Below are 20,196 nucleotides of genomic sequence, written 5' to 3' on the forward strand. Positions count from 1 at the left end.
CGACGAGCGCCCCGACGACCGGCGCAGCGACGCCGGACGCGACGCGCACGGCGACACGCCCCGTGCGGACGCGCCGGCGGCCGGTGACCCGTACGTGGACGGCTCGTCCTCATCGCCGTCGTACCCCACGTACCCGTCGTCCGGCGGCGAGTCGTCCGAGGGTCCGGGCGCGTACGCGCCGCCCCAGGCAGGCAGCAGCCACGGTCAGGGACCGCAGGCCCCGCCCTATGCGCCGCCGGCTCAGCCGTACGGTGCACTGGCGTTCTACCCCAAGAACGACCTCGGCGTGTGGGCCCTCGTCCTCGGCATCGCGTCGATCGTCCTGAGCTGCGGCATCTTCACCGGGATCCCGGCGATCATCCTCGGCGGCAAGGCGAAGGAGGCCGCCGCGGCAGGTCAGGCCAACAACGCGAGCTTCGGCACGGCGGGCGTCGTGCTGGGCTGGATCTCGGTCGGGCTCTCCGTGGTCGCGGTCGTGCTCTTCGTCCTGCTGTTCGTCGGGGTCATCGCGATCGGTGGCCTGAGCACGTACCAGTCCTGACATGCGCGGGACCGGGCCGGACGAGCGCGCGACGGGGACGGCCGTGCGGTCGTCCCCGGGCGCCGTTCCCGTCGACCCACGGCCGGTCGGAGCGGGTCCGGCCGGAGCAGTCGGACCGGCCCCCGTCGACGGCCTCGCGGCACCTGGTTCCCCGGTCCTCAGGTCCGGCGCGCGCGGGGCGCGCGACCCGCTGGTCATCGGCGGCCTCGTCGCGGCGGCCACCGTGTACGTCGCGCTGGTCGACCCGAACCGTCCCGGTCACTACCTGTTCTGCCCGCTGCTCGCGCTGACCGGGCTGTACTGCCCGGCGTGCGGCGGGCTGCGCTCCACGCACGCCATGACCCGGTTCGACCTCGCCGGCGCGTGGTCGGCGAACGCGCTCTGGACGGTGCTCGCACCTGTCCTCGTGGTGGCGTGGGGCGCGTGGCTGCTCCGCGCCTGGCGGGGACGCGCGCGTCGCTGGTCGGTCCCGATGTGGGTCCCGCCCGCGCTCCTGGCGGTCGTGGTCGTCTTCGGCGTGCTGCGCAACGTCCCTGCGCTCGCCGCGCTGGCCCCGTGACCGGTCGCTGAGCGCAGGAACCGGTCGGCCGGCGCTCGGCCGCGACGGCTGCGGCGCAGGGGTGGCGCGTCTCGGCGGACGGACGTGGTCCAGGACCGTCCCGTGCGCACCTACGATGGCCTCTTGGACGAGCCTGCCAAGGCAGACCGCTGCGAGGCGGCAGCGGCCGGTGACCGGCACGATCAGGGAGTTGATGCACGATGACCGTTCTGGACGACATCGTCGCGGGGGTACGCGAGGACCTGGCCGCACGCCAGGAGCTCACGTCGCTCGACGATCTCAAGGAGCGCGCCTCACGGGCTCCCGGTGCCATCGAGTGCGTCAGCCGGCTCAAGGTCGAGGACGCCGTCGCCGTGATCGCCGAGGTCAAGCGGTCCAGCCCGAGCAAGGGCGACCTGTCCGCGATCAGCGACCCGGCGGCCCTCGCCCACGAGTACGAGCGCGGTGGCGCGAGCGTCATCTCCGTGCTCACGGAGCAGCGGCGGTTCAAGGGCAGCCTCGCGGACCTCGACACGGTGCGCGCGCGCGTGGACATCCCGGTGCTCCGCAAGGACTTCGTGGTCAGCAGCTACCAGGTCTGGGAGGCCCGTGCCCACGGCGCCGACGTCGTGCTGCTCATCGTCGCCGCGCTCGAGCAGACGGTGCTGATCTCCCTGATCGAGCGCGTCCACTCGCTCGGCATGACCGCGCTCGTCGAGGTCCACGACGTCGACGAGGTGTCCCGGGCGATCGACGCCGGGGCACGGGTCATCGGGGTCAACGCCCGCGACCTGCGGACGCTCGAGGTCGACCGCACGACGTTCGCGCGGCTCGCGCCGGCGATCCCCGACGAGTACGTGCGCATCGCCGAGTCCGGCGTGCGCGGCCCGCACGACGTGGTCGACTTCGCGCGCTCCGGGGCTGATGCCGTGCTCGTGGGCGAGGCGCTCGTGACCGACGACGCCCCGCGCTCGTCCGTCGCCGACCTCGTCGCAGCCGGGCAGCACCCCTCCCTGCGTGCCCTGAGGCACTGACGCCCGTGACCGACCCGACGAACGACCCGGAGGCGCGGCCCGTGGCCGACCACGACGAGTCCCTGCAGCACACCCACGGCCCGTACTACGGCGACTTCGGCGGGAGGTTCGTCCCGGAGGCGCTCATCGCCGCCCTCGACGAGCTCGACGTCGAGTACCGGCGGGCCGTCGCCGACCCGGAGTTCCGCGCGGAGCTCGATCGGCTCCAGCGCGAGTACACCGGGCGGCCGAGCCCGCTGACCGAGGTGCCGCGCTTCGCGGAGCACGCGGGCGGCGTCCGGGTCTTCCTCAAGCGCGAGGACCTCAACCACACCGGCTCGCACAAGATCAACAACGTCCTCGGCCAGGCGCTGCTCGTCAAGCGCATGGGCAAGCGCCGCGTGATCGCCGAGACGGGCGCAGGCCAGCACGGAGTCGCCACAGCGACCGCGGCGGCGCTCCTGGACCTCGAGTGCGTGGTCTACATGGGGGAGGAGGACACGGAGCGCCAGGCGCTGAACGTCGCCCGGATGCGACTCCTCGGCGCGACCGTCGTCCCCGTGAAGCTCGGCTCGCGCACGCTCAAGGACGCCATCAACGAGGCGCTGCGCGACTGGGTCGCGAACGTCGACGACACGCACTACCTGCTCGGGACCGTCACGGGACCGCACCCGTTCCCGGAGATGGTGCGGGAGTTCCACAAGGTGATCGGCCAGGAGGCGCGCGAGCAGGTGCTCGACCGCGCCGGCCGGCTGCCCGACGTCGTCGTCGCCTGCGTGGGTGGCGGCTCGAACGCGCTGGGCATCTTCAACGCGTTCCTCGACGACGACGTCCGCCTGCTCGGCCTCGAGGCCGGCGGGGACGGCGTCGACACCGGGCGCCACTCGGCGCGCTTCAGCGGCGGTGCGCCCGGGGTGCTCCACGGCGCGCGCTCGTACCTGCTGCAGGACGAGGACGGGCAGACGCTCCCGAGCCACTCGGTGTCCGCGGGCCTCGACTACCCGAGCGTCAGCCCGATCCACGCCTGGCTCCACGACACCGGGCGGGCCGAGTACCGGCCGGTGACCGACGCCGAGGCGATGGAGGCGTTCCGGCTCCTGTGCCGCACCGAGGGCATCATCCCGGCGATCGAGTCGGCGCACGCGCTCGCGGGTGCGCTGGTCGTCGGTCGGGAGCTCGCCGCCTCGGGGAAGGACGACGCCGTGGTGCTCGTCAACCTCTCCGGGCGCGGGGACAAGGACGTCGCGACCGCCGCCCGGTGGTTCGACGTCGTGGACGAGCAGGACATCGCGAAGGCTGCGACGACCGAGGGGAGCAGCCTGTGAGCGGCGCTACCGGCACCACCCGTACGGCTGACACCGGCTTCACGGCAGGACGCACCGGGGCGCGCCTCGCCGAGCTGCGCGCCGAGGGCCGCGGCGCGCTCGTCGGCTACCTCCCGGTCGGCTACCCGACCGTCGAGCGGTCGATCGAGGCCGCCCGGACGATGGTCGAGGCCGGCGCCGACGTGATCGAGATCGGTGTCCCGTACACCGACCCGGTGATGGACGGGCCGACCGTCCAGCGCGCCGTGGAGGCCGCCCTGGAGGGCGGGACCCGGGTGCGGGACGTGTTCCGCCTCGTCTCGGCCGTCGCCGACCTCGGGGTGCCGGCGCTCGTCATGACCTACTGGAACCCCGTGCTCCGCTACGGCCCGGACGCGTTCGCGCGGGACCTCGCCCAGGCGGGCGGCGCCGGACTGATCACCCCGGACCTGATCCCGGACGAGGCCGACGCGTGGCTCGCCGCGTCCGACGCCCACGACCTCGACCGGGTGTTCCTGGTCGCGCCGTCGTCCACCCCGGAGCGGCTCGCCGCCACGTCGGCCGCGTCGCGCGGCTTCGTCTACGCCGCCTCGACGATGGGTGTCACCGGCGAGCGCACGACGCTCGGCGGCGGTGCCGAGCGACTGGTCGCCGCGACCCGGGACGCCGGTGCCGAGCACGTGTGCGTCGGGCTCGGGATCTCGACGGGCGCCCAGGCGGCCGAGGTCGGTCGGTTCGCCGACGGGGTGATCGTCGGTTCGGCGCTGGTGCGCACGCTCCTCGACGACGCGCCCTTCGCCCAGCAGCTCGAGGCACTCAGCGGTCTCACCGCCCAGCTGGCGGACGGCGTCCGCTCCGCGAGGTCAGGGGCATGAGCGCGTCAGCCGCGCTCGGCACGGCCGCGGCGGCGGGCGGGCTGCCCGCCTGGGTGACGTGTCCCGACGGCGTGTCCTGCATCCCGAGCCCGTCGAGCTCGGTCTGGTACCTGGGCCCCGTCCCGCTGCGCGCCTACGCCTTCGCGATCCTCGCCGGGATCGCCGTCGCGGTCTGGCTCACGAGCAAGCGCTGGGTCGCCCGCGGCGGGGTGGCCGACGACGTCCTCGAGATCGCGTTCTGGGCGGTCCCCTTCGGGATCGTCGGCGGCCGCATCTACCACGTGATCTCGACGCCGGAGCCCTACTGGGGCGCCGACGGGGACCCGTGGAAGGCGCTGCGGATCTGGGACGGCGGCCTCGGCATCTGGGGGGCCGTGGCGCTCGGCGCCGTCGGTGCGTACATCGGGTGCCGACGTCAGAAGGTCAGCTTCGCCGCGTTCGCCGACGCGCTGGCGCCGGGCCTGCTGCTCGCGCAGGCGATCGGGCGCCTCGGGAACTGGTTCAACCAGGAGCTCTTCGGTGCGGCCACCACGGCGCCGTGGGGGCTCGCGATCGACGCGGCGCACCTGCCGCCCGGATACGCCGAGGGGACGTTGTTCCACCCGACGTTCCTGTACGAGATGCTGTGGAACATCGCAGGTGCCCTTCTCTTGATCTGGCTGGACCGTCGGTTCCGGCTTGGTCATGGTCGGGTATTCTGGTTGTACGTCGTGATCTACACGCTCGGACGTGTGTGGATCGAGATGCTTCGCATCGACACGGCCGAGCTCGTCCTCGGCGTCCGGCTCAACGTCTGGACGTCCGTCCTGGTCGGGCTGGGCGCGTTGATAGCGTTCATCGTCGTGGGTCGTCGCACCGGACCACGCGGGTCGGACGACTCGCCCGCTGCGAGGCTCTCCTCGACGGACGACTCCGAGGTACCAGACCCCGGTGCCTGAGGAGTCGAGCTGCTCGTCGGCGAGCGACCGGATGATCCTCCGTTCGCATCGTTGTGTCCCACGGGTCGAAGGCGCCCCGATCCCCTGGAACTACGTCGGTGACCGTGCGCGGTCACCGCGAAGGACGGTGTTGATGACCACGCCGATGCATCGGCCGAGCGCTCCCGGAGCGCAGGGCCTCTACGACCCCGCCGCCGAGCACGACGCCTGCGGTGTCGCGTTCGTGGCGACGCTTCGTGGGACCCCGGACGCGACATCGTCGACGCCGGTCTGACGGCGCTGCTGAACCTCGACCACCGCGGTGCCGTGGGCGCCGAGGAGAACAGCGGCGACGGGGCCGGGATCCTCACCCAGATCCCCGACGCGTTCCTGCGGGACGTCGTCCACACCGAGCTCCCGCCGGCGGGCCAGTACGTCATCGGCATGGCCTTCCTCCCGACCGACCCGCAGGAGGCCGACGAGACGGCCCGCCGGTTCGCGGCGATCGCCGAGGAGGAGTCGCTCTCGGTGGTGACGTGGCGCGACGTGCCGGTCACCGCCGACCTCGTCGGGCCGACGGCGCGCGCGACGATGCCGATCTTCCGCCAGGTGGTCCTGGTCGACCCGTCCTCGGAGCTCGAGGGCGTCGCGCTCGACCGGCGCGCCTACCGTGCGCGCAAGCGCGCCGAGAACGAGCTCTCCCTGTTCTTCGCCTCGCTGTCGTGCCGGACGCTGACGTACAAGGGGATGCTCACGACGGCTCAGCTCGAGCCGTTCTTCCCCGACCTGTCCGACCCGCGGTACGCGAGCGAGCTGGCGCTCGTCCACTCGCGGTTCTCGACGAACACGTTCCCGTCGTGGCCGCTGGCCCAGCCGTTCCGGATGATCGCCCACAACGGTGAGATCAACACCGTCAAGGGCAACCGCAACTGGATGGCGGCCCGCGAGGGGATGCTCGCGAGCGAGGCGCTCGGCGACCTCGCACCGCTGATGCCCGTGTGCACCGAGGGGTCGAGCGACTCGGCGAGCTTCGACGAGGTCCTGGAGCTCCTGCACCTGTCGGGGCGCACGCTGCCGCACGCCGTCCTCATGATGATCCCCGAGGCGTGGGAGAACCACGCCGAGATGGACGCCGACCGGCGCGCGTTCTACGAGTACCACGCGAACCTGATCGAGCCGTGGGACGGGCCCGCCTGCCTGAACTTCACGGACGGCACGCTGATCGGCGCGGTCCTCGACCGCAACGGCCTGCGCCCGGGACGCTACTGGGTCACGCGCGACGGCCTCGTCGTGCTCGCCAGCGAGGCGGGCGTGCTCGACCTCGACCCGGCCGAGATCGTCCGCAAGGGACGCCTCGAGCCCGGCAAGATGTTCCTCGTCGACACCGGCCAGGGCCGGATCGTGCCGGACGACGAGATCAAGTCCCAGCTCGCGGCGCAGCGGCCGTACGCCCAGTGGATCGAGGAGAACTCGGTCTACCTCGACCAGCTGCCCGAGCGGGAGCACGTCGCGCACTCCGCGGCCTCCGTGCAGCGCAGGCAGCGCGCGTTCGGGTACACGGAGGAGGAGCTCAAGGAGATCCTCACCCCGATGGCCAACGCCGGCATGGAGCCGATCGGCGCGATGGGGACCGACACCCCGGTCGCCGTGCTGTCGAGCCGTCCGCGGCTGCTCTTCGACTACTTCACGCAGATGTTCGCCCAGGTGACCAACCCGCCGCTCGACGCGATCCGCGAGGAGCTCGTCACGTCGATCGGCGGCGCGATCGGTCCCGAGCCGAACCTCCTCGAGGACACGGCGGAGCACGCCCGCAAGCTGGTGCTCCCGTTCCCGGTCCTGGACAACGACCAGCTCGCGAAGATCATCCGCATCCAGCGCGACCCGTCGCTGTACGGGAAGTTCCGGTGCGTCACCGTGCAGGGCCTGTACACGGCCGGCCGGGGTGGTGCGGGGCTGCTCGAGCGGCTCGAGCAGATCTTCGCCGAGGTCGACGCGCACGTGGCCGCGGGGGCGAGCTTCATCGTGCTCTCCGACCGCGACTCGAACGCCGAGCTCGCGCCGATCCCGTCGCTCCTGCTGACGAGCGCCGTCCACCACCACCTGCTGCGTCGGCACACGCGGACGCAGGTGTCGCTCGTCGTGGAGGCCGGTGACGTCCGCGAGACCCACCACGTGGCGCTCCTCGTCGGCTACGGGGCGGCCGCGGTCAACCCCTACCTCGCGATGGAGACAGTCGAGGACCTCGCCACCCGCGGGTACCTCGACGTCGAGCCCGAGCAGGCGGTCAAGAACCTCATCAAGGCCCTCGGCAAGGGCGTGCTCAAGGTCATGAGCAAGATGGGCATCTCGACGATCATGTCGTACCGAGGCGCACAGGTCTTCGAGGCCATCGGCCTCTCGCACGACCTCGTCGCCGACTACTTCACGGGCACGACGTCCCGGCTCGGCGGGGTGGGGCTCGACGTCCTGGCGGCCGAGACCGCTGCCCGCCACGCCGAGGCCTACCCGGCCTCGGGCAACTACCAGCCGCACCAGCGCCTCACCAGCGGCGGCGAGTACATGTGGCGGCGGGACGGCGAGGAGCACCTCTTCGACCCCGAGACGGTGTTCCGCCTGCAGCACTCGACGGCCGAGCGGCGCATGGACGTGTTCCGCCAGTACACCGACCGCATCAACGACCAGTCGCGGCGCCTGATGACGCTGCGCGGGCTCCTCGAGCTGCGCGCGGACGAGAGCACGGCGATCCCGATCGACGAGGTCGAGCCGGTCAGCGAGATCGTCAAGCGCTTCAACACGGGCGCGATGTCGTACGGCTCCATCTCGATGGAGGCGCACGAGACCCTCGCGATCGCGATGAACCGCCTCGGCGCGCGGTCGAACACCGGCGAGGGCGGCGAGGACCCGGAGCGGCTGTACGACCCGGAGCGGCGCTCGAAGGTCAAGCAGATCGCCTCCGGGCGGTTCGGGGTCACGTCCGAGTACCTGACCAACGCCGACGACATCCAGATCAAGCTCGCGCAGGGCGCCAAGCCCGGCGAGGGCGGGCAGCTCCCGGGCCACAAGGTCTACCCGTGGGTCGCCCGCACCCGGCACTCGACGCCGGGCGTCGGCCTGATCTCGCCGCCCCCGCACCACGACATCTACTCGATCGAGGACCTGGCGCAGCTGATCCACGACGCCAAGAACGCGAACCCGGCGGCACGGATCCACGTGAAGCTGGTCTCGGAGTTCGGCGTCGGCACGGTGGCGACCGGGGTCTCGAAGGCGCACGCCGACGTCGTGCTCATCTCCGGCCACGACGGCGGCACGGGCGCCAGCCCGCTGACGTCGCTCAAGCACGCCGGCACCCCGTGGGAGATCGGCCTCGCGGAGACGCAGCAGACCCTCGTGCTGAACAACCTGCGGGACCGCATCGTCGTGCAGGTGGACGGGCAGATGAAGACGGGCCGCGACGTCGTCGTGGCCGCGCTCATCGGCGCCGAGGAGTTCGGCTTCGCGACCGCTCCCATGGTGGTCAGCGGCTGCATCATGATGCGCAAGTGCCACCTGGACACGTGCCCGGTCGGCGTGGCGACGCAGAACCCTGAGCTCCGCGCGCGGTTCACGGGCCAGGCCGACCACGTCGTGAACTTCTTCGAGTTCATCGGGCAGGAGGTCCGTGAGCTCCTCGCTGAGCTCGGCTACCGGTCCGTCGAGGAGGCGATCGGTCAGGTCCAGCGGCTCGACACCCGCAAGGCGGTCGACCACTGGAAGGCCCAGGGTCTGGACCTCGGACCGGTGCTGGAACGCCCGCAGCCGGTCGAGGGATCGTCCCTGCGCAACACGACGGTCCAGGACCACGGGCTCGACAAGGCCCTCGACCGCCGGCTGATCGCGCTCTCGCAGGACGCGCTCGAGCGCGGCGAGCCGGTCCGTATCGACCTGCCCGTCCGCAACGTCAACCGGACCGTCGGGACGATGCTCGGCCACGAGGTGACCAAGCGGTACCGCGGGGAGGGTCTCCCGGAGGGGACGATCGACGTCAGCCTCACCGGCTCGGCGGGGCAGTCCCTCGGTGCGTTCCTGCCGCGCGGCGTGACGCTGCGACTCTTCGGCGACGCGAACGACTACGTCGGCAAGGGCCTCTCCGGCGGGCGCGTCATCGCCCGACCGGACCGCGCGTCCGTGCTGACGGGGGCGGACGACGTGATCGCCGGCAACGTGATCGGCTACGGCGCGACCTCGGGCCAGATCTTCCTCCGCGGGCTCGTTGGCGAGCGGTTCGGGGTCCGCAACTCCGGCGCGACGCTCGTCGTCGAGGGTGTCGGCGACCACGGCTGCGAGTACATGACGGGCGGGACGGTCCTCGTGCTCGGCCGGACCGGACGCAACTTCGGTGCCGGCATGTCCGGTGGCACGGCGTACGTGCTCGACCTGCGCGAGGAGGCGCTCAACACCGCGGCTCTCGCCGCCGGGGAGATCTCGCTCGCTCCGCTCGACGAGAAGGACGCCGCGCTCGTCGAGGGTCTGATCCGGACGCATCACGAGGAGACGGGCTCGCCACGGGCGGCGCAGCTCCTCGAGGACGTGCCCGCGACCATCGCCCGGATCACCCGGGTCCTTCCCGTCGAGTTCGCGCGGGTGCGCGATCTGCTGGTCCAGGCCGAGGCGGACGGCGTCGACGTCGAGGCCCCCGGAGCCTGGCAGAACATCTTGGAGGTGGCCCGTGGCTGACCCGCGCGGATTCCTGAAGACCCGGGAGCGTGAGCTCCTCCGTACCGTCCGGTCGAGGTCCGCCTCACCGACTGGCGCGACGTGCTCGAGCACCGTCGCGACGGCGAGCCGTACCTGAAGCAGCAGGCCGCCCGGTGCATGGACTGCGGCGTGCCCTTCTGCCATCAGGGCTGCCCGCTCGGCAACCTGATCCCGGAGTGGAACGACCTCGTCCGCCAGGGGCAGTGGGGCGACGCGATGGAGAGGCTCCACGCGACGAACAACTTCCCCGAGTGGACCGGTCGCGTCTGCCCGGCGCCGTGCGAGTCGAGCTGCGTGCTGGGCATCAACCAGCCCCCGGTCACGATCAAGAACTTCGAGTACGAGATCGTCGAGCAGGCCTGGGAGCGGGGCGAGATCACCGCGAAGATCCCGCACCGCCTGACGGGCAAGACCGTCGCGGTCGTCGGCTCCGGGCCGGCCGGCCTCGCTGCGGCCCAGCAGCTCACCCGGGCCGGCCACACCGTGGTCGTCTTCGAGCGGGACGCCGCGATCGGCGGCCTCCTGCGCTTCGGCATCCCGGACTTCAAGCTCGAGAAGTCGACGATCGACCGCCGCCTCGAGCAGATGCGCGACGAGGGGACCCGTTTCCGCACGGGCGTCGCGATCGGGACCGACATCTCGTGGGACGAGCTACACACGCGGTTCGACGCGGTGGTCGTCGCGACCGGCGCCACGATCCCGCGCCCGCTGCCGGTGACCGGCAACGATCTCGACGGCATCCACTTCGCGATGGAGTTCCTCCACCAGTCGAACACGGTCGTCGCGGGCGGCGAGGTGCCCGACCAGATCCTCGCGACGGACCGCGACGTCGTCATCATCGGTGGCGGCGACACCGGCTCCGACTGCCTCGGTACGTCGCTGCGGCACGGGGCACGGAGCGTGACGACCCTCGCCATCGGCAAGCAGCCGCCGGCGGAGCGCCCGGCGACCCAGCCCTGGCCGACCGACCCGATCCTGTTCGAGGTGTCCAGCTCGCACGCCGAGGGCGGCGAGCGGGAGTACCTCGCGTCGACGGTCGAGTTCCTGGCCGACGACGCCGGCCGGGTGCGCGCGCTGCGCGTCGCCGAGACGGAGTACCTCGCGGACGGTCGCCGCGCCCCGAAGCAGGGCACCGAGCGCGAGATCCCTGCGGACCTCGTGCTGATCGCGATGGGCTTCACCGGTCCGGAGACCGACGAGATCACCGCGCAGACCGGGATCGAGCTCACGTCCCGCGGTCTGATCGCCCGCGAGGAGGACTTCTCGTCCTCTCTCCCCGGGACCTTCGTCGCGGGGGACGCAGGCCGCGGCCAGTCCCTGATCGTGTGGGCGATCGCGGAGGGCAGGGCCGCTGCGGCGGCCGCCGACGCGTACCTGCAGGGCGAGACCGAGCTGCCGGCGCCGGTGCGCGCCGGCACCGCATCGCTGAGACCCTAGAGACCTGTCCGGCGTCTGACGGCGTCGGAGGACAAGAACGCTCCGCCGCCCGACGGCGCGTGGCCCGGTGACGGGCCGGACAGAACAACTGAGGCTGGAGACATGCGCAAAGCAAACATCGTGTGCACGATCGGACCCGCGACCGCATCGCGGGAGATGATGCAGAAGATGGTCGACGCCGGGATGGACGTCGCGCGCATCAACCGGAGTCACGGTGACCCGGAGGAGCACGAGGCCGTCTACCGCAACGTGCGCGCCGCCGCCGAGCAGGCAGGCCGCAACGTGGCCGTGCTGGTCGACCTCCAGGGCCCGAAGATCCGCCTCGGCCGGTTCGCGGGCGACGAGAAGCACCACCTCGCCGTGGGCGACGTCTTCACCATCACGACCGACGACGTCGTGGGCACCAAGGAGCGCGTGGGCACGACCCACAAGGGCCTGACCGGCGACGCGCGCGTCGGCGACCCGATCCTCATCGACGACGGCAAGGTGACCGTCCGCGTCACCGCCGTCGAGGGCAACGACGTCATCACTCGTGTCGAGGTCCCCGGGCCCGTCTCGAACAACAAGGGCCTGAACCTTCCGGGCGTCGCGGTGTCCGTTCCCGCCCTGTCCGAGAAGGACCAGGAGGACCTCCGCTGGGGTCTGCGCCTCGGTACCGACTTCATCGCGCTGTCGTTCGTCCGCTCCGCGGCCGACTACGACGACGTGCGCCGCATCATGGAGGAGGAGGGGCGGGTCGTCCCCGTCGTCGCCAAGGTCGAGAAGCCGCAGGCGGTCGAGAACCTGGCCGAGATCGTCGAGGCGTTCGACGGCATCATGGTCGCCCGCGGCGACCTCGGGGTGGAGCTCCCGCTCGAGCAGGTCCCGCTCGTGCAGAAGCGTGCCGTCGAGCTCGCGCGTCGTGCCGCGAAGCCCGTCATCGTGGCCACGCAGGTGCTCGAGTCGATGACGAACTCCCCGCGCCCGACGCGCGCGGAGGCCTCCGACTGCGCCAACGCGATCCTCGACGGTGCCGACGCGGTCATGCTCTCGGGCGAGACCTCGGTCGGTGACTTCCCGATCGAGACGGTCGAGACGATGGCACGGATCATCGAGAGCACCGAGGAGCACGGGCGTGAGCGGATCGCGCCCCTCGGCTCGACGCCGCACACGCGTGGCGGTGCGATCACGCGCGCGGCCGCGGAGATCGGCGAGACGCTCGGGGTCAAGTACCTCGTGACCTTCACGCAGTCCGGCGACTCGGCCCGCCGCATGTCGCGCCTGCGCTCCGGCATCCCGCTGCTGGCCTTCACGCCGCGCGAGCACGTCAAGCACACGCTCGCGCTCTCGTGGGGCACCGCCGCGTACCAGGTCGCCGAGGTCGGCAGCACGGACGCCATGGTCGACCAGGTCGACCAGACGCTCCAGGCGAACGGTCTCGCTGAGAAGGGCGACCTCGTCGTCGTCGTCTCGGGCGCGCCGGTCGGCGTCTCGGGCACGACCAACTCGATCCTCGTGCACAAGATCGGTGCGGGCAGCGACGGTCGACTGAGCTGACCCCACGGATCGGACGAAGGGCCGGTACCGCCGCTGTCGCGGGGTACCGGCCCTTCGCGCGTCCCCGGCTGGCGCTCTCAGGCGAGGGCTGCGGCGCGGGCGAGGACGTCGTCCGGCACACCGGTCCTGACGTCGTCGTCGGCGACGGGCCGTCCGGCCGAGCGACGCAGCGGCACGTGTCCTGCCCAGCCGCCGCGCGCGACGTCCGACGGGTCGTCCTTGGCGCCACCGGACCGGACCTTGAGCGACGACTCCCGCAGCGGGACCGCGAGGACCGCGGTCGCTGCCAGCTCCTTGCGGGTCGCGGGGCGCAGGGTGGCCGAGCGCCCGGGGACCATGTGGTCGACGATCGCGTCGAGCGCGAGCGCCCGTTCCGCCGGGTCCGTCACGACCCGCGCCGTGCCCTGGACGACGGCGGACCGGTAGTTCATGGAGTGGTGGAACCCTGAGCGGGCTGCCACGAGCCCGTCCAGCTCGGTGACCGTGACGCACACGGTGCGCGCCGGTGCCTCGCGCAGCCAGCGGGCCGCGACCGATCCGTGGAGGTACAGCGTGCCGCCGTCGTCCGGCCCGTCGACCGCCAGGGCGTAGGCGGTAGGCAGGACGACGGGGTCGCCGTCGACGACGACGCCCAGGTGCGCGACGAGGGCGTCCGCGAGGAACGCGTGCAGCTCGGAGCGGTCGGCCCGAGCACGGGCGCTGCCGCGGCCGACGGTGGACCGCGGAGTGGGGGAGAGGTCTTCCATGGGTCATAGTCTGGTGACATAGTGGCCTGTCGTCATGGGCCAATTCCACGGAACTTCGACAGGACAATCCATGACCACGCTCCCCGTTCACCTCGATCGCGCCGCGACGTCGCCGCTCGGCGTGCAGCTCTCGGACCAGGTCCGGCAGCTCGTGGTCGCCGGGACGCTGCGCCGTGGTGACCGGCTCCCGAGCAGCCGCGCGCTCGCGACCGAGCTCGGCGTCTCGCGTGCGGTGGCTGAGCAGGCCTACGAGCAGCTCGGGGCCGAGGGCTGGATCGAGGGGCGCCGGGGCTCCGGGACGTTCGTCAGGTCGGGTGCGGTGACTCCCGTCCCGCCGGCACGACCTCGTCGCGAGCCGGCGTCGCCCCGGCTCGTGCGGCTCGGGGCCGGCGACCCCTGGCTCGACGCACGGCACCGTGCGGGTTGGCGGCGCGCCTGGCGCGAGGTCTCGACCCGGGAGCCGCCGCGAGGCTACGAGGACCCGAGGGGTCTGCCGGCGCTGCGTACAGCGCTCGCCGAACGGGTCGCCCGGACCCGTGGCCTCGCCGTCGACGCGGACGACGTGATCGTCACCGCCGGCGCGACCGCGGGCCTGCGGCACCTGCTCGCAGCGCTGCATGCCGGCCCTGTCGGGGTGGAGGACCCTGGCTACCGCGCAGCGGTGGCCACCGTGCAGGCGTCGGGTCGCGCGGTGGTCGACGTCCCGGCGCACGGCGCACACGCGCACGTCGACGGGCTCGCGGCCGTGTACACGACACCCGCGCACCAGCACCCGCTCGGCCACGTCATGTCCGCCGACGACCGCCTCTCGCTGCTCGCCGCCGCGCGCCGCTCGGGGACGGTCGTCGTCGAGGACGACTACGACTCGGAGCTGCGGTACGACGTCGCCCCGGTGCCTGCGCTCGCGAGCCTCGCCCCGGAGCTCGTCGCCTACCTCGGGACGGCATCGAAGTCGGCGGTGCCCAGCCTGCGCGTCGGTTGGGCGGTCCTGCCCGGGCCGCTGCGCGAGGTGGTGGACCGGCACCGCGAGGTGACGCACGACGGCGCGGCGTGGCCGTCGCAGCTTGCGCTCCTGACGCTCCTGCGCGAGGGATGGCTCGACACAGTCGTGCGGACCGCGCGACGCGTCTACGCCGAGCGCTCAGAGCGAGTAGCCGCCACGCTCGGTCCGTACGCGACGCCGGCGGCCGCGTCCGCCGGGATGTACTCGACGTGGCTGATGCCGCAGGAGCGTGCGGAGCGGGCGCAGGGAGCCGCCCGGGCGGCGGGGTTCGACGTGCCGCTGCTCTCCGACTACACGCGGACGGCGCGGGACACGGGCCTCGTGGTCGGGTTCGGTGGGGTGAGCGACGTCGACCTGGACGCTGCGCTCGCCGCCCTGGCGCGGGGCCTGGACGACTGACGGCAGAGGCGGCGGAGGGAGGCAGGGCGACGTTGGCGGCGGAAGTGGCAGGCGACGGGGGCGAGGGGGCCGGTCGCCGGGCGGCCGGTAGCCGGCGCCACCGTGGCCGGTCGTGGGTGCCCCGGGTGGGATTCGAACCCACACTGGACCGGGTTTGAGCCGGACGCCTCTGCCGGTTGGGCTACCGGGGCAGCGCGCACCCGTGAGGGTCCGCGCGATGGACCACGGGCTTATCGAACCACACCCGCACGGTCGGCCCGGACGGTCGGAGGGTGGCGAGGCGCACGTCCGGCGTGCAGGAAGTTTCCAGACGGCACCCCTAAGATGTACCTGTGAGTGACGACGACGCGCGTGCGCGCAACACCGAGCCCCTGGATCTTCCCCCGATGCTGGAGGAGACCGAGCCCACGCCGGCGCCCGAGCCCAAGCGGCCGACCCGTCGTGCCGTCGTCGCCGAGGACGAGGCGCTGATCCGCATGGACGTCGTCGAGACGCTGCGCGAGGCAGGGTTCGACGTCGTCGGTGAGGCGGGTGACGGCGAGACCGCCGTGCAGCTCGCCCTGGACCTGAAGCCCGACGTCGTCGTGATGGACGTCAAGATGCCCGAGCTCGACGGCATCTCGGCGGCGGAGCGCATCGGGAAGGCCCACGTCGCCCCGGTCGTCCTGCTCACCGCGTTCTCCCAGACCGAGCTCGTCGAGCGCGCTCGTGACGCCGGGGCCATGGCCTACGTCGTCAAGCCGTTCACGCCGGCCGACCTTCTGCCGGCCGTCGAGATCGCGATCTCGCGCTACTCGCAGATCTCCGCGCTCGAGTCCGAGGTCGCCGACCTCGCCGAGCGGTTCGAGACGCGCAAGCGCGTCGACCGGGCCAAGGGTCTGCTCATGACGAAGATGGGCCTCTCGGAGCCGGAGTCGTTCCGGTGGATCCAGAAGACGTCGATGGACCGTCGCCTGACGATGCGCGAGGTCGCCGACGCCGTGATCGATCAGGTCGGCGGCGCCTGACCCACTCTTCCGACCCTTCCGACGCCGACGGGCAGCCGCCGGCGGCGGGTAGCGAGCCGCTGCGCGGTGGCGGTACAGTTCTGGACTGTTGTCCGACACGTTTCGTGACCTGAGGATCACGTGGCGATCACGTCGCCACGTTCCGAGCCGATGGAGGTGCACCATGCGTTCGACGATCGCCGTGCGACCCGTCGACGGGTCCGAGCTCTCCGTCCTCGCACGCATCAGCGCCGAGGCGCGCGACGAGTCGGCCGTGGGCTCCCAGGTGTGCGGCCCCGACGACGCGACCATCGTCCGTCAGCTCAGCGTCCTGCTCGCGATGGACGGTGGCAACATCCTCGTCGCCCTGGACGGGGACGAGATCGTCGGGTTCGTGCTGTGCCGGGTCGTCCGCCCGACGGTCTTCGACGTCACGCCCGCCATGCACATCGAGGCGCTCTACGTCTCAGAAGCCGCACGGCGCCGCGGAGCCGGGCACGCGCTCCTGTCCGGTGTGGCCGACCTCGCGCAGGTGCGCGGCGCCGTCGACGTCTACTCGGTGCCCATCCCGGGCGCCCGGGGCGTGCAGCGATTCCTCGCCAGGCTCGGGTTCGCTCCTGTCGCCGGCCACCGGGTCGTCGCCACCGCGACGCTCCGCCGCAGACTGAACGGCGACTCCGGTCAGAGGCGCCGAGGGTCTCGGTCGCTGGAGGACCTCATCGCCCGACGCCGTCGCGCGCGGACCGAGGGCGCGAGCGGACCCCTGGACCTCCGGGAGTTCCAGAAGAGCATCGCGGCCGTCGACGCGGACGCTGCCGAGATCTCCCGCTCCCAGGGCACGGGCAAGGTCGCCGCAGGCTGATTCGGTTCGCCGCTCGCGCAGGCTGACCCGGTTCGCCGTCCGCACTCGCTGACGCTCTTCGGAGGCCCTGTTCGGGGGCCGTGCCTGCCGGTCCAGTTTGCAGTCTCTCCCTGCCTGCCTGCCTGCCTGCCTGCCTGCCTGCCTGCCTGCCTGCTTCGAGCACGGCCTCAGTCCGGACGGACCGCCTCGAGGACGAGGCAGGAGAGGCGGGCCGTGCAGACCCGACGACCCGCGGAGTCGGTCACCACGATCTCGTAGGACGCCGTCGTGCGCCCCCGGTGGACGGCCGTCGCGACAGCCGTGACCGACCCCTCGCGCAGGCCCCGGTGGTGCGTCGCGTTGAGCTCGGTGCCGACCGAGGCCCGCCCGGGACCCGCATGGATCTGTGCGGCGACGGAGCCCACGGTCTCGGCGAGCGCGGCGGTGGCGCCCCCGTGCAGCAGACCCGCGGGCTGGGTGTTGCCCGCGACCGGCATGGTCGCGACGCAGCGTTCCGCGGAGGCCTCGAGGAGCTCGATCCCGAGGAGCTCGATGAGGGTCCCGCGGGTGCTCTCGTGGAGCCGCAGGAGCTGTTCGTCCGGTGCCGTCGTGTCGGTCATACCGGATAGGTTGGCACCCGTGACCACCTCGACGCGACCCCGGCTCCTGCTCATCGACGGCCACTCGATGGCGTACCGCGCGTTCTTCGCGCTCCCGGTCGAGAACTTCTCCACGACGACCGGCCAGTCCACCAACGCCGTCTTCGGTTTCACGTCGATGCTCATCAACCTCCTGCGGGACGAGAAGCCGACGCACATCGCCGTCGCGTTCGACGCCGGGAGCGCGACGTTCCGCACCGAGCAGCTCCCGACCTACAAGGCCGGTCGCGCTGCGACGCCGGAGCCCTTCAAGGGGCAGGTGCCGCTGATCCGCGAGGTGCTCGAGGCGCTCAACGTCCCGGCCCTGGAGAAGGCGAACTTCGAGGCGGACGACATCTTCGCGACCCTCTCGACCCAGGCCGCCGCGCTCGGCATGGAGGTCCTGGTGTGCTCCGGCGACCGGGACGCGTTCCAGCTCGTGACCGACGACGTGACGGTGCTCTACCCCAAGCGGGGCGTCTCCGACCTGGCACGCATGACCCCCGACGCGGTCGAGGAGAAGTACGGCGTCCGCCCCGAGAACTACCCGGACCTCGCCGCACTCGTGGGCGAGACCGCGGACAACCTCCCCGGTGTCCCCGGCGTCGGGCCGAAGACCGCCGCGAAGTGGATCGCCCAGTTCGGCGACCTCGACGCGGTGCTCGACGGCGCCGAGACGATCAAGGGCAAGGCAGGCGAGAACCTGCGGGCCCACCTCGAGCAGGTGCGGACGAACCGCCGGCTCAACGCGCTGCTGCGCGACATGGAGCTGCCGCTCGGTCCCGACGATCTCGGCCTACGACCCTGGGACCGCACAGCGGTGCACACGGTCTTCGACGCGCTCGAGTTCGCCGCGTTGCGCGAGCGCCTTCTCGCGCTGGGCGGGAGCGACGACGAGGTCGACGCCGCCCCTGCGATGACGGTCGACGTCGCGGACCCGGGCCCCGACGGGCTCGGGGAGTGGCTCTCCGCACGCGCGGACGTGACGCTCGGGCTCGACGTCGAGGGTCGCACGGCACCCACGGGGGCCGACGCGTGGGCGGTGACGGTGACCGACGGTTCGGAGGCCGTCGTCGTCGACCTCGCCGACGTCTCCGCTGCCGACGAGTCCGCCCTCGCGGCGTGGTTGGCGGACGACGCGCGCGCGATCGTCGTCCACGGCGCGAAGTCGGCCGCCCACGCCCTCGCCGCCCGCGGCATGGACCTGCGCGGCGTCACCTTCGACACCGAGCTGGCCGCCTACCTCTGCTACCCGGACCAGCGGGGCTACGACCTCAGCGACCTCGCCGTCCGCCACCTCCACCGGGAGCTGCGCGTCGACGACGAGCCCGAGGCCCAGGGCGCGCTGGACCTCTCGGTCGACGGCTCCGGTGCCGGCCGGCAGGCCGCGGCGCGGGCCGCTGCGGTCCTCGAGCTCTCTGAGGCGCTCGTCGAGGTCCTCGCAGACCGCGGCGCCACGGGGCTCCTGCGCGACCTCGAGCTGCCGCTGACCCATGTCCTCGGCGACATGGAGCGCGCCGGGATCGCCGTGGACGTCGAGCACCTCACCGGGCTCGAGCGGCACTTCGCCGGCCAGGTGGCGCAGGCCGCCGCCGACGCGTACGAGGTCATCGGCCGGGAGGTGAACCTCGGCTCGCCGAAGCAGCTCCAGGAGGTGCTGTTCGACCAGCTCGAGATGCCGAAGACGAAGAAGATCAAGACGGGCTGGACGACGGACGCCGCGGCGCTCGCGGAGCTGTTCGTCAAGACCGGGCACCCGTTCCTGGAGCACCTGCTCGCCCACCGCGACGCGACGCGTCTGCGGCAGACCGTCGAGGGCCTCCTCAAGTCCGTCGCGGACGACGCACGCGTCCACACGTCGTTCCAGCAGACCATCGCGGCGACCGGCCGCCTCAGCTCGACCGACCCCAACCTCCAGAACATCCCGATCCGCACGGAGGCAGGCCGGCGCATCCGGCGGGCGTTCGTGGTCGGGCCGGGCTACGAGACGCTGCTCACGGCGGACTACAGCCAGATCGAGATGCGGATCATGGCCCACCTCTCGGGCGACGAGGGCCTGATCGATGCGTTCCGCTCGGGCGAGGACCTGCACAACTACGTGGGATCGCGCGTGTTCGACGTGCCCGCCGACGAGGTCACGCCCGCGATGCGCTCGAAGATCAAGGCGATGTCGTACGGCCTCGCGTACGGGCTGTCCTCCTACGGGCTGTCGAAGCAGCTCAGCATCGGAGTGCCGGAGGCACAGTCGCTGATGGACGACTACTTCTCGCGGTTCGGGGAGTCCGGGACTACCTCACGGGGGTCGTCGACGAAGCGCGGTCCACGGGGTACACCGCGACGATCCTCGGGCGTCGCCGGTACCTCCCGGACCTCACGAGCGACAACCGGCAGCGGCGGGACATGGCGGAGCGCATGGCGCTCAACGCGCCGATCCAGGGGAGCGCAGCAGACATCATCAAGGTCGCGATGCTCGGGGTCCGCAACGCGCTCGACTCCGGCGGACTCACGTCGCGCCTGCTGCTGCAGGTGCACGACGAGCTGCTCGTCGAGGTGGCACCGGGGGAGAAGGACGAGGTCGAGCGCATCCTCCGCGCCGAGATGGGGGCCGCGGCCGAGCTCTCGGTGCCGCTGGACGTGTCGGTCGGTGTCGGTACCAGCTGGCACGACGCCGGCCACTGACCAGGGAGG

Annotated in this window: 12 protein-coding genes, 1 tRNA gene and 3 pseudogenes; 13 read left to right on the plus strand and 3 right to left on the minus strand. The window is 72.3% G+C overall.

The window, feature by feature from the left end:
• Window positions 1-94: 94 nt before the first annotated feature.
• The 9 genes and pseudogenes from QUE47_RS13720 (at window position 95) to pyk (ending at window position 12,895) form a co-directional block, all read left to right on the plus strand.
• A complete protein-coding gene (locus tag QUE47_RS13720; protein ID WP_286217745.1) occupies window positions 95-541 on the plus strand; it encodes a DUF4190 domain-containing protein in 447 nt (148 codons plus the stop codon).
• Window position 542: 1 nt separating this feature from the next.
• Window positions 543-1,100: a DUF2752 domain-containing protein gene (locus tag QUE47_RS13725; protein WP_286217746.1), complete on the plus strand. Its 558-nt coding sequence runs from the start codon at window positions 543-545 to the stop codon at window positions 1,098-1,100.
• A gap of 200 nt (window positions 1,101-1,300) precedes the next feature.
• Window positions 1,301-2,113 (plus strand): indole-3-glycerol phosphate synthase TrpC, encoded by an 813-nt coding sequence (gene trpC, locus QUE47_RS13730; protein WP_286217747.1) that lies wholly within the window; start codon window positions 1,301-1,303, stop codon window positions 2,111-2,113.
• A gap of 41 nt (window positions 2,114-2,154) precedes the next feature.
• On the plus strand, window positions 2,155-3,417 hold the full coding sequence (gene trpB, locus QUE47_RS13735) for a tryptophan synthase subunit beta (protein ID WP_286219516.1): 1,263 nt from the start codon (window positions 2,155-2,157) through the stop codon (window positions 3,415-3,417).
• Window positions 3,414-4,271, plus strand: coding sequence for a tryptophan synthase subunit alpha (gene trpA / locus QUE47_RS13740; RefSeq protein WP_434019693.1), 858 nt, complete (start codon window positions 3,414-3,416; stop codon window positions 4,269-4,271). The genes trpB and trpA overlap by 4 nt, the downstream gene beginning before the upstream one ends.
• Window positions 4,268-5,209 carry a prolipoprotein diacylglyceryl transferase gene (lgt, locus tag QUE47_RS13745; protein ID WP_286217748.1) on the plus strand — a complete coding sequence of 314 codons (942 nt, stop codon included), beginning with the start codon at window positions 4,268-4,270 and terminating at the stop codon, window positions 5,207-5,209. Before trpA ends, lgt begins: the two co-directional genes overlap by 4 nt.
• Before the next feature lie 133 nt (window positions 5,210-5,342).
• Window positions 5,343-9,901: pseudogene (gltB, locus tag QUE47_RS13750) on the plus strand (glutamate synthase large subunit).
• Window positions 9,894-11,359: pseudogene (locus tag QUE47_RS13755) on the plus strand (glutamate synthase subunit beta). The pseudogenes gltB and QUE47_RS13755 overlap by 8 nt, the downstream one beginning before the upstream one ends.
• Window positions 11,360-11,461: 102 nt before the next feature.
• Window positions 11,462-12,895, plus strand: coding sequence for a pyruvate kinase (gene pyk, locus QUE47_RS13760; RefSeq protein ID WP_286217749.1), 1,434 nt, complete (start codon window positions 11,462-11,464; stop codon window positions 12,893-12,895).
• A 77-nt stretch (window positions 12,896-12,972) separates the two neighbouring features.
• Here pyk and QUE47_RS13765 read toward each other — a convergent pair whose 3' ends face one another.
• The gene (locus tag QUE47_RS13765) at window positions 12,973-13,641 is read right to left on the minus strand and encodes a pyridoxamine 5'-phosphate oxidase family protein (protein WP_286217750.1); all 669 of its coding nucleotides are present in this window, start codon (window positions 13,639-13,641) and stop codon (window positions 12,973-12,975) included.
• A gap of 70 nt (window positions 13,642-13,711) precedes the next feature.
• Between QUE47_RS13765 and pdxR the strand changes: the two genes are divergently transcribed.
• Window positions 13,712-15,043, plus strand: coding sequence for a MocR-like pyridoxine biosynthesis transcription factor PdxR (gene pdxR / locus QUE47_RS13770; RefSeq protein WP_286217751.1), 1,332 nt, complete (start codon window positions 13,712-13,714; stop codon window positions 15,041-15,043).
• A gap of 117 nt (window positions 15,044-15,160) precedes the next feature.
• On the opposite strand, the gene QUE47_RS13775 is transcribed toward pdxR, so the two are convergent.
• Window positions 15,161-15,234, minus strand: a tRNA-Leu gene (locus tag QUE47_RS13775).
• Between the two features lie 195 nt (window positions 15,235-15,429).
• Between QUE47_RS13775 and QUE47_RS13780 the strand changes: the two genes are divergently transcribed.
• Both QUE47_RS13780 and QUE47_RS13785 read left to right on the plus strand, forming a co-directional pair.
• The gene (locus QUE47_RS13780) at window positions 15,430-16,050 is read left to right on the plus strand and encodes an ANTAR domain-containing response regulator (RefSeq protein ID WP_286219518.1); all 621 of its coding nucleotides are present in this window, start codon (window positions 15,430-15,432) and stop codon (window positions 16,048-16,050) included.
• 163 nt (window positions 16,051-16,213) lie between these two features.
• Window positions 16,214-16,891: a GNAT family N-acetyltransferase gene (locus QUE47_RS13785; protein ID WP_286217752.1), complete on the plus strand. Its 678-nt coding sequence runs from the start codon at window positions 16,214-16,216 to the stop codon at window positions 16,889-16,891.
• Between the two features lie 167 nt (window positions 16,892-17,058).
• Here the strand turns inward: QUE47_RS13785 and QUE47_RS13790 are convergent, their stop codons facing one another.
• Entirely contained in the window at window positions 17,059-17,490 is a 432-nt protein-coding gene (locus QUE47_RS13790) for a hotdog fold thioesterase (RefSeq protein ID WP_286217753.1), read from the minus strand.
• A gap of 67 nt (window positions 17,491-17,557) precedes the next feature.
• Here QUE47_RS13790 and polA point away from each other — a divergent pair.
• Window positions 17,558-20,187, plus strand: a pseudogene (gene polA, locus QUE47_RS13795) (DNA polymerase I).
• Window positions 20,188-20,196 lie beyond the last annotated feature (9 nt).

This window comes from Paraoerskovia sediminicola (genome assembly GCF_030296575.1).
In the GTDB taxonomy this organism is placed as follows: Bacteria; Actinomycetota; Actinomycetes; order Actinomycetales; family Cellulomonadaceae; genus Paraoerskovia; species Paraoerskovia sediminicola.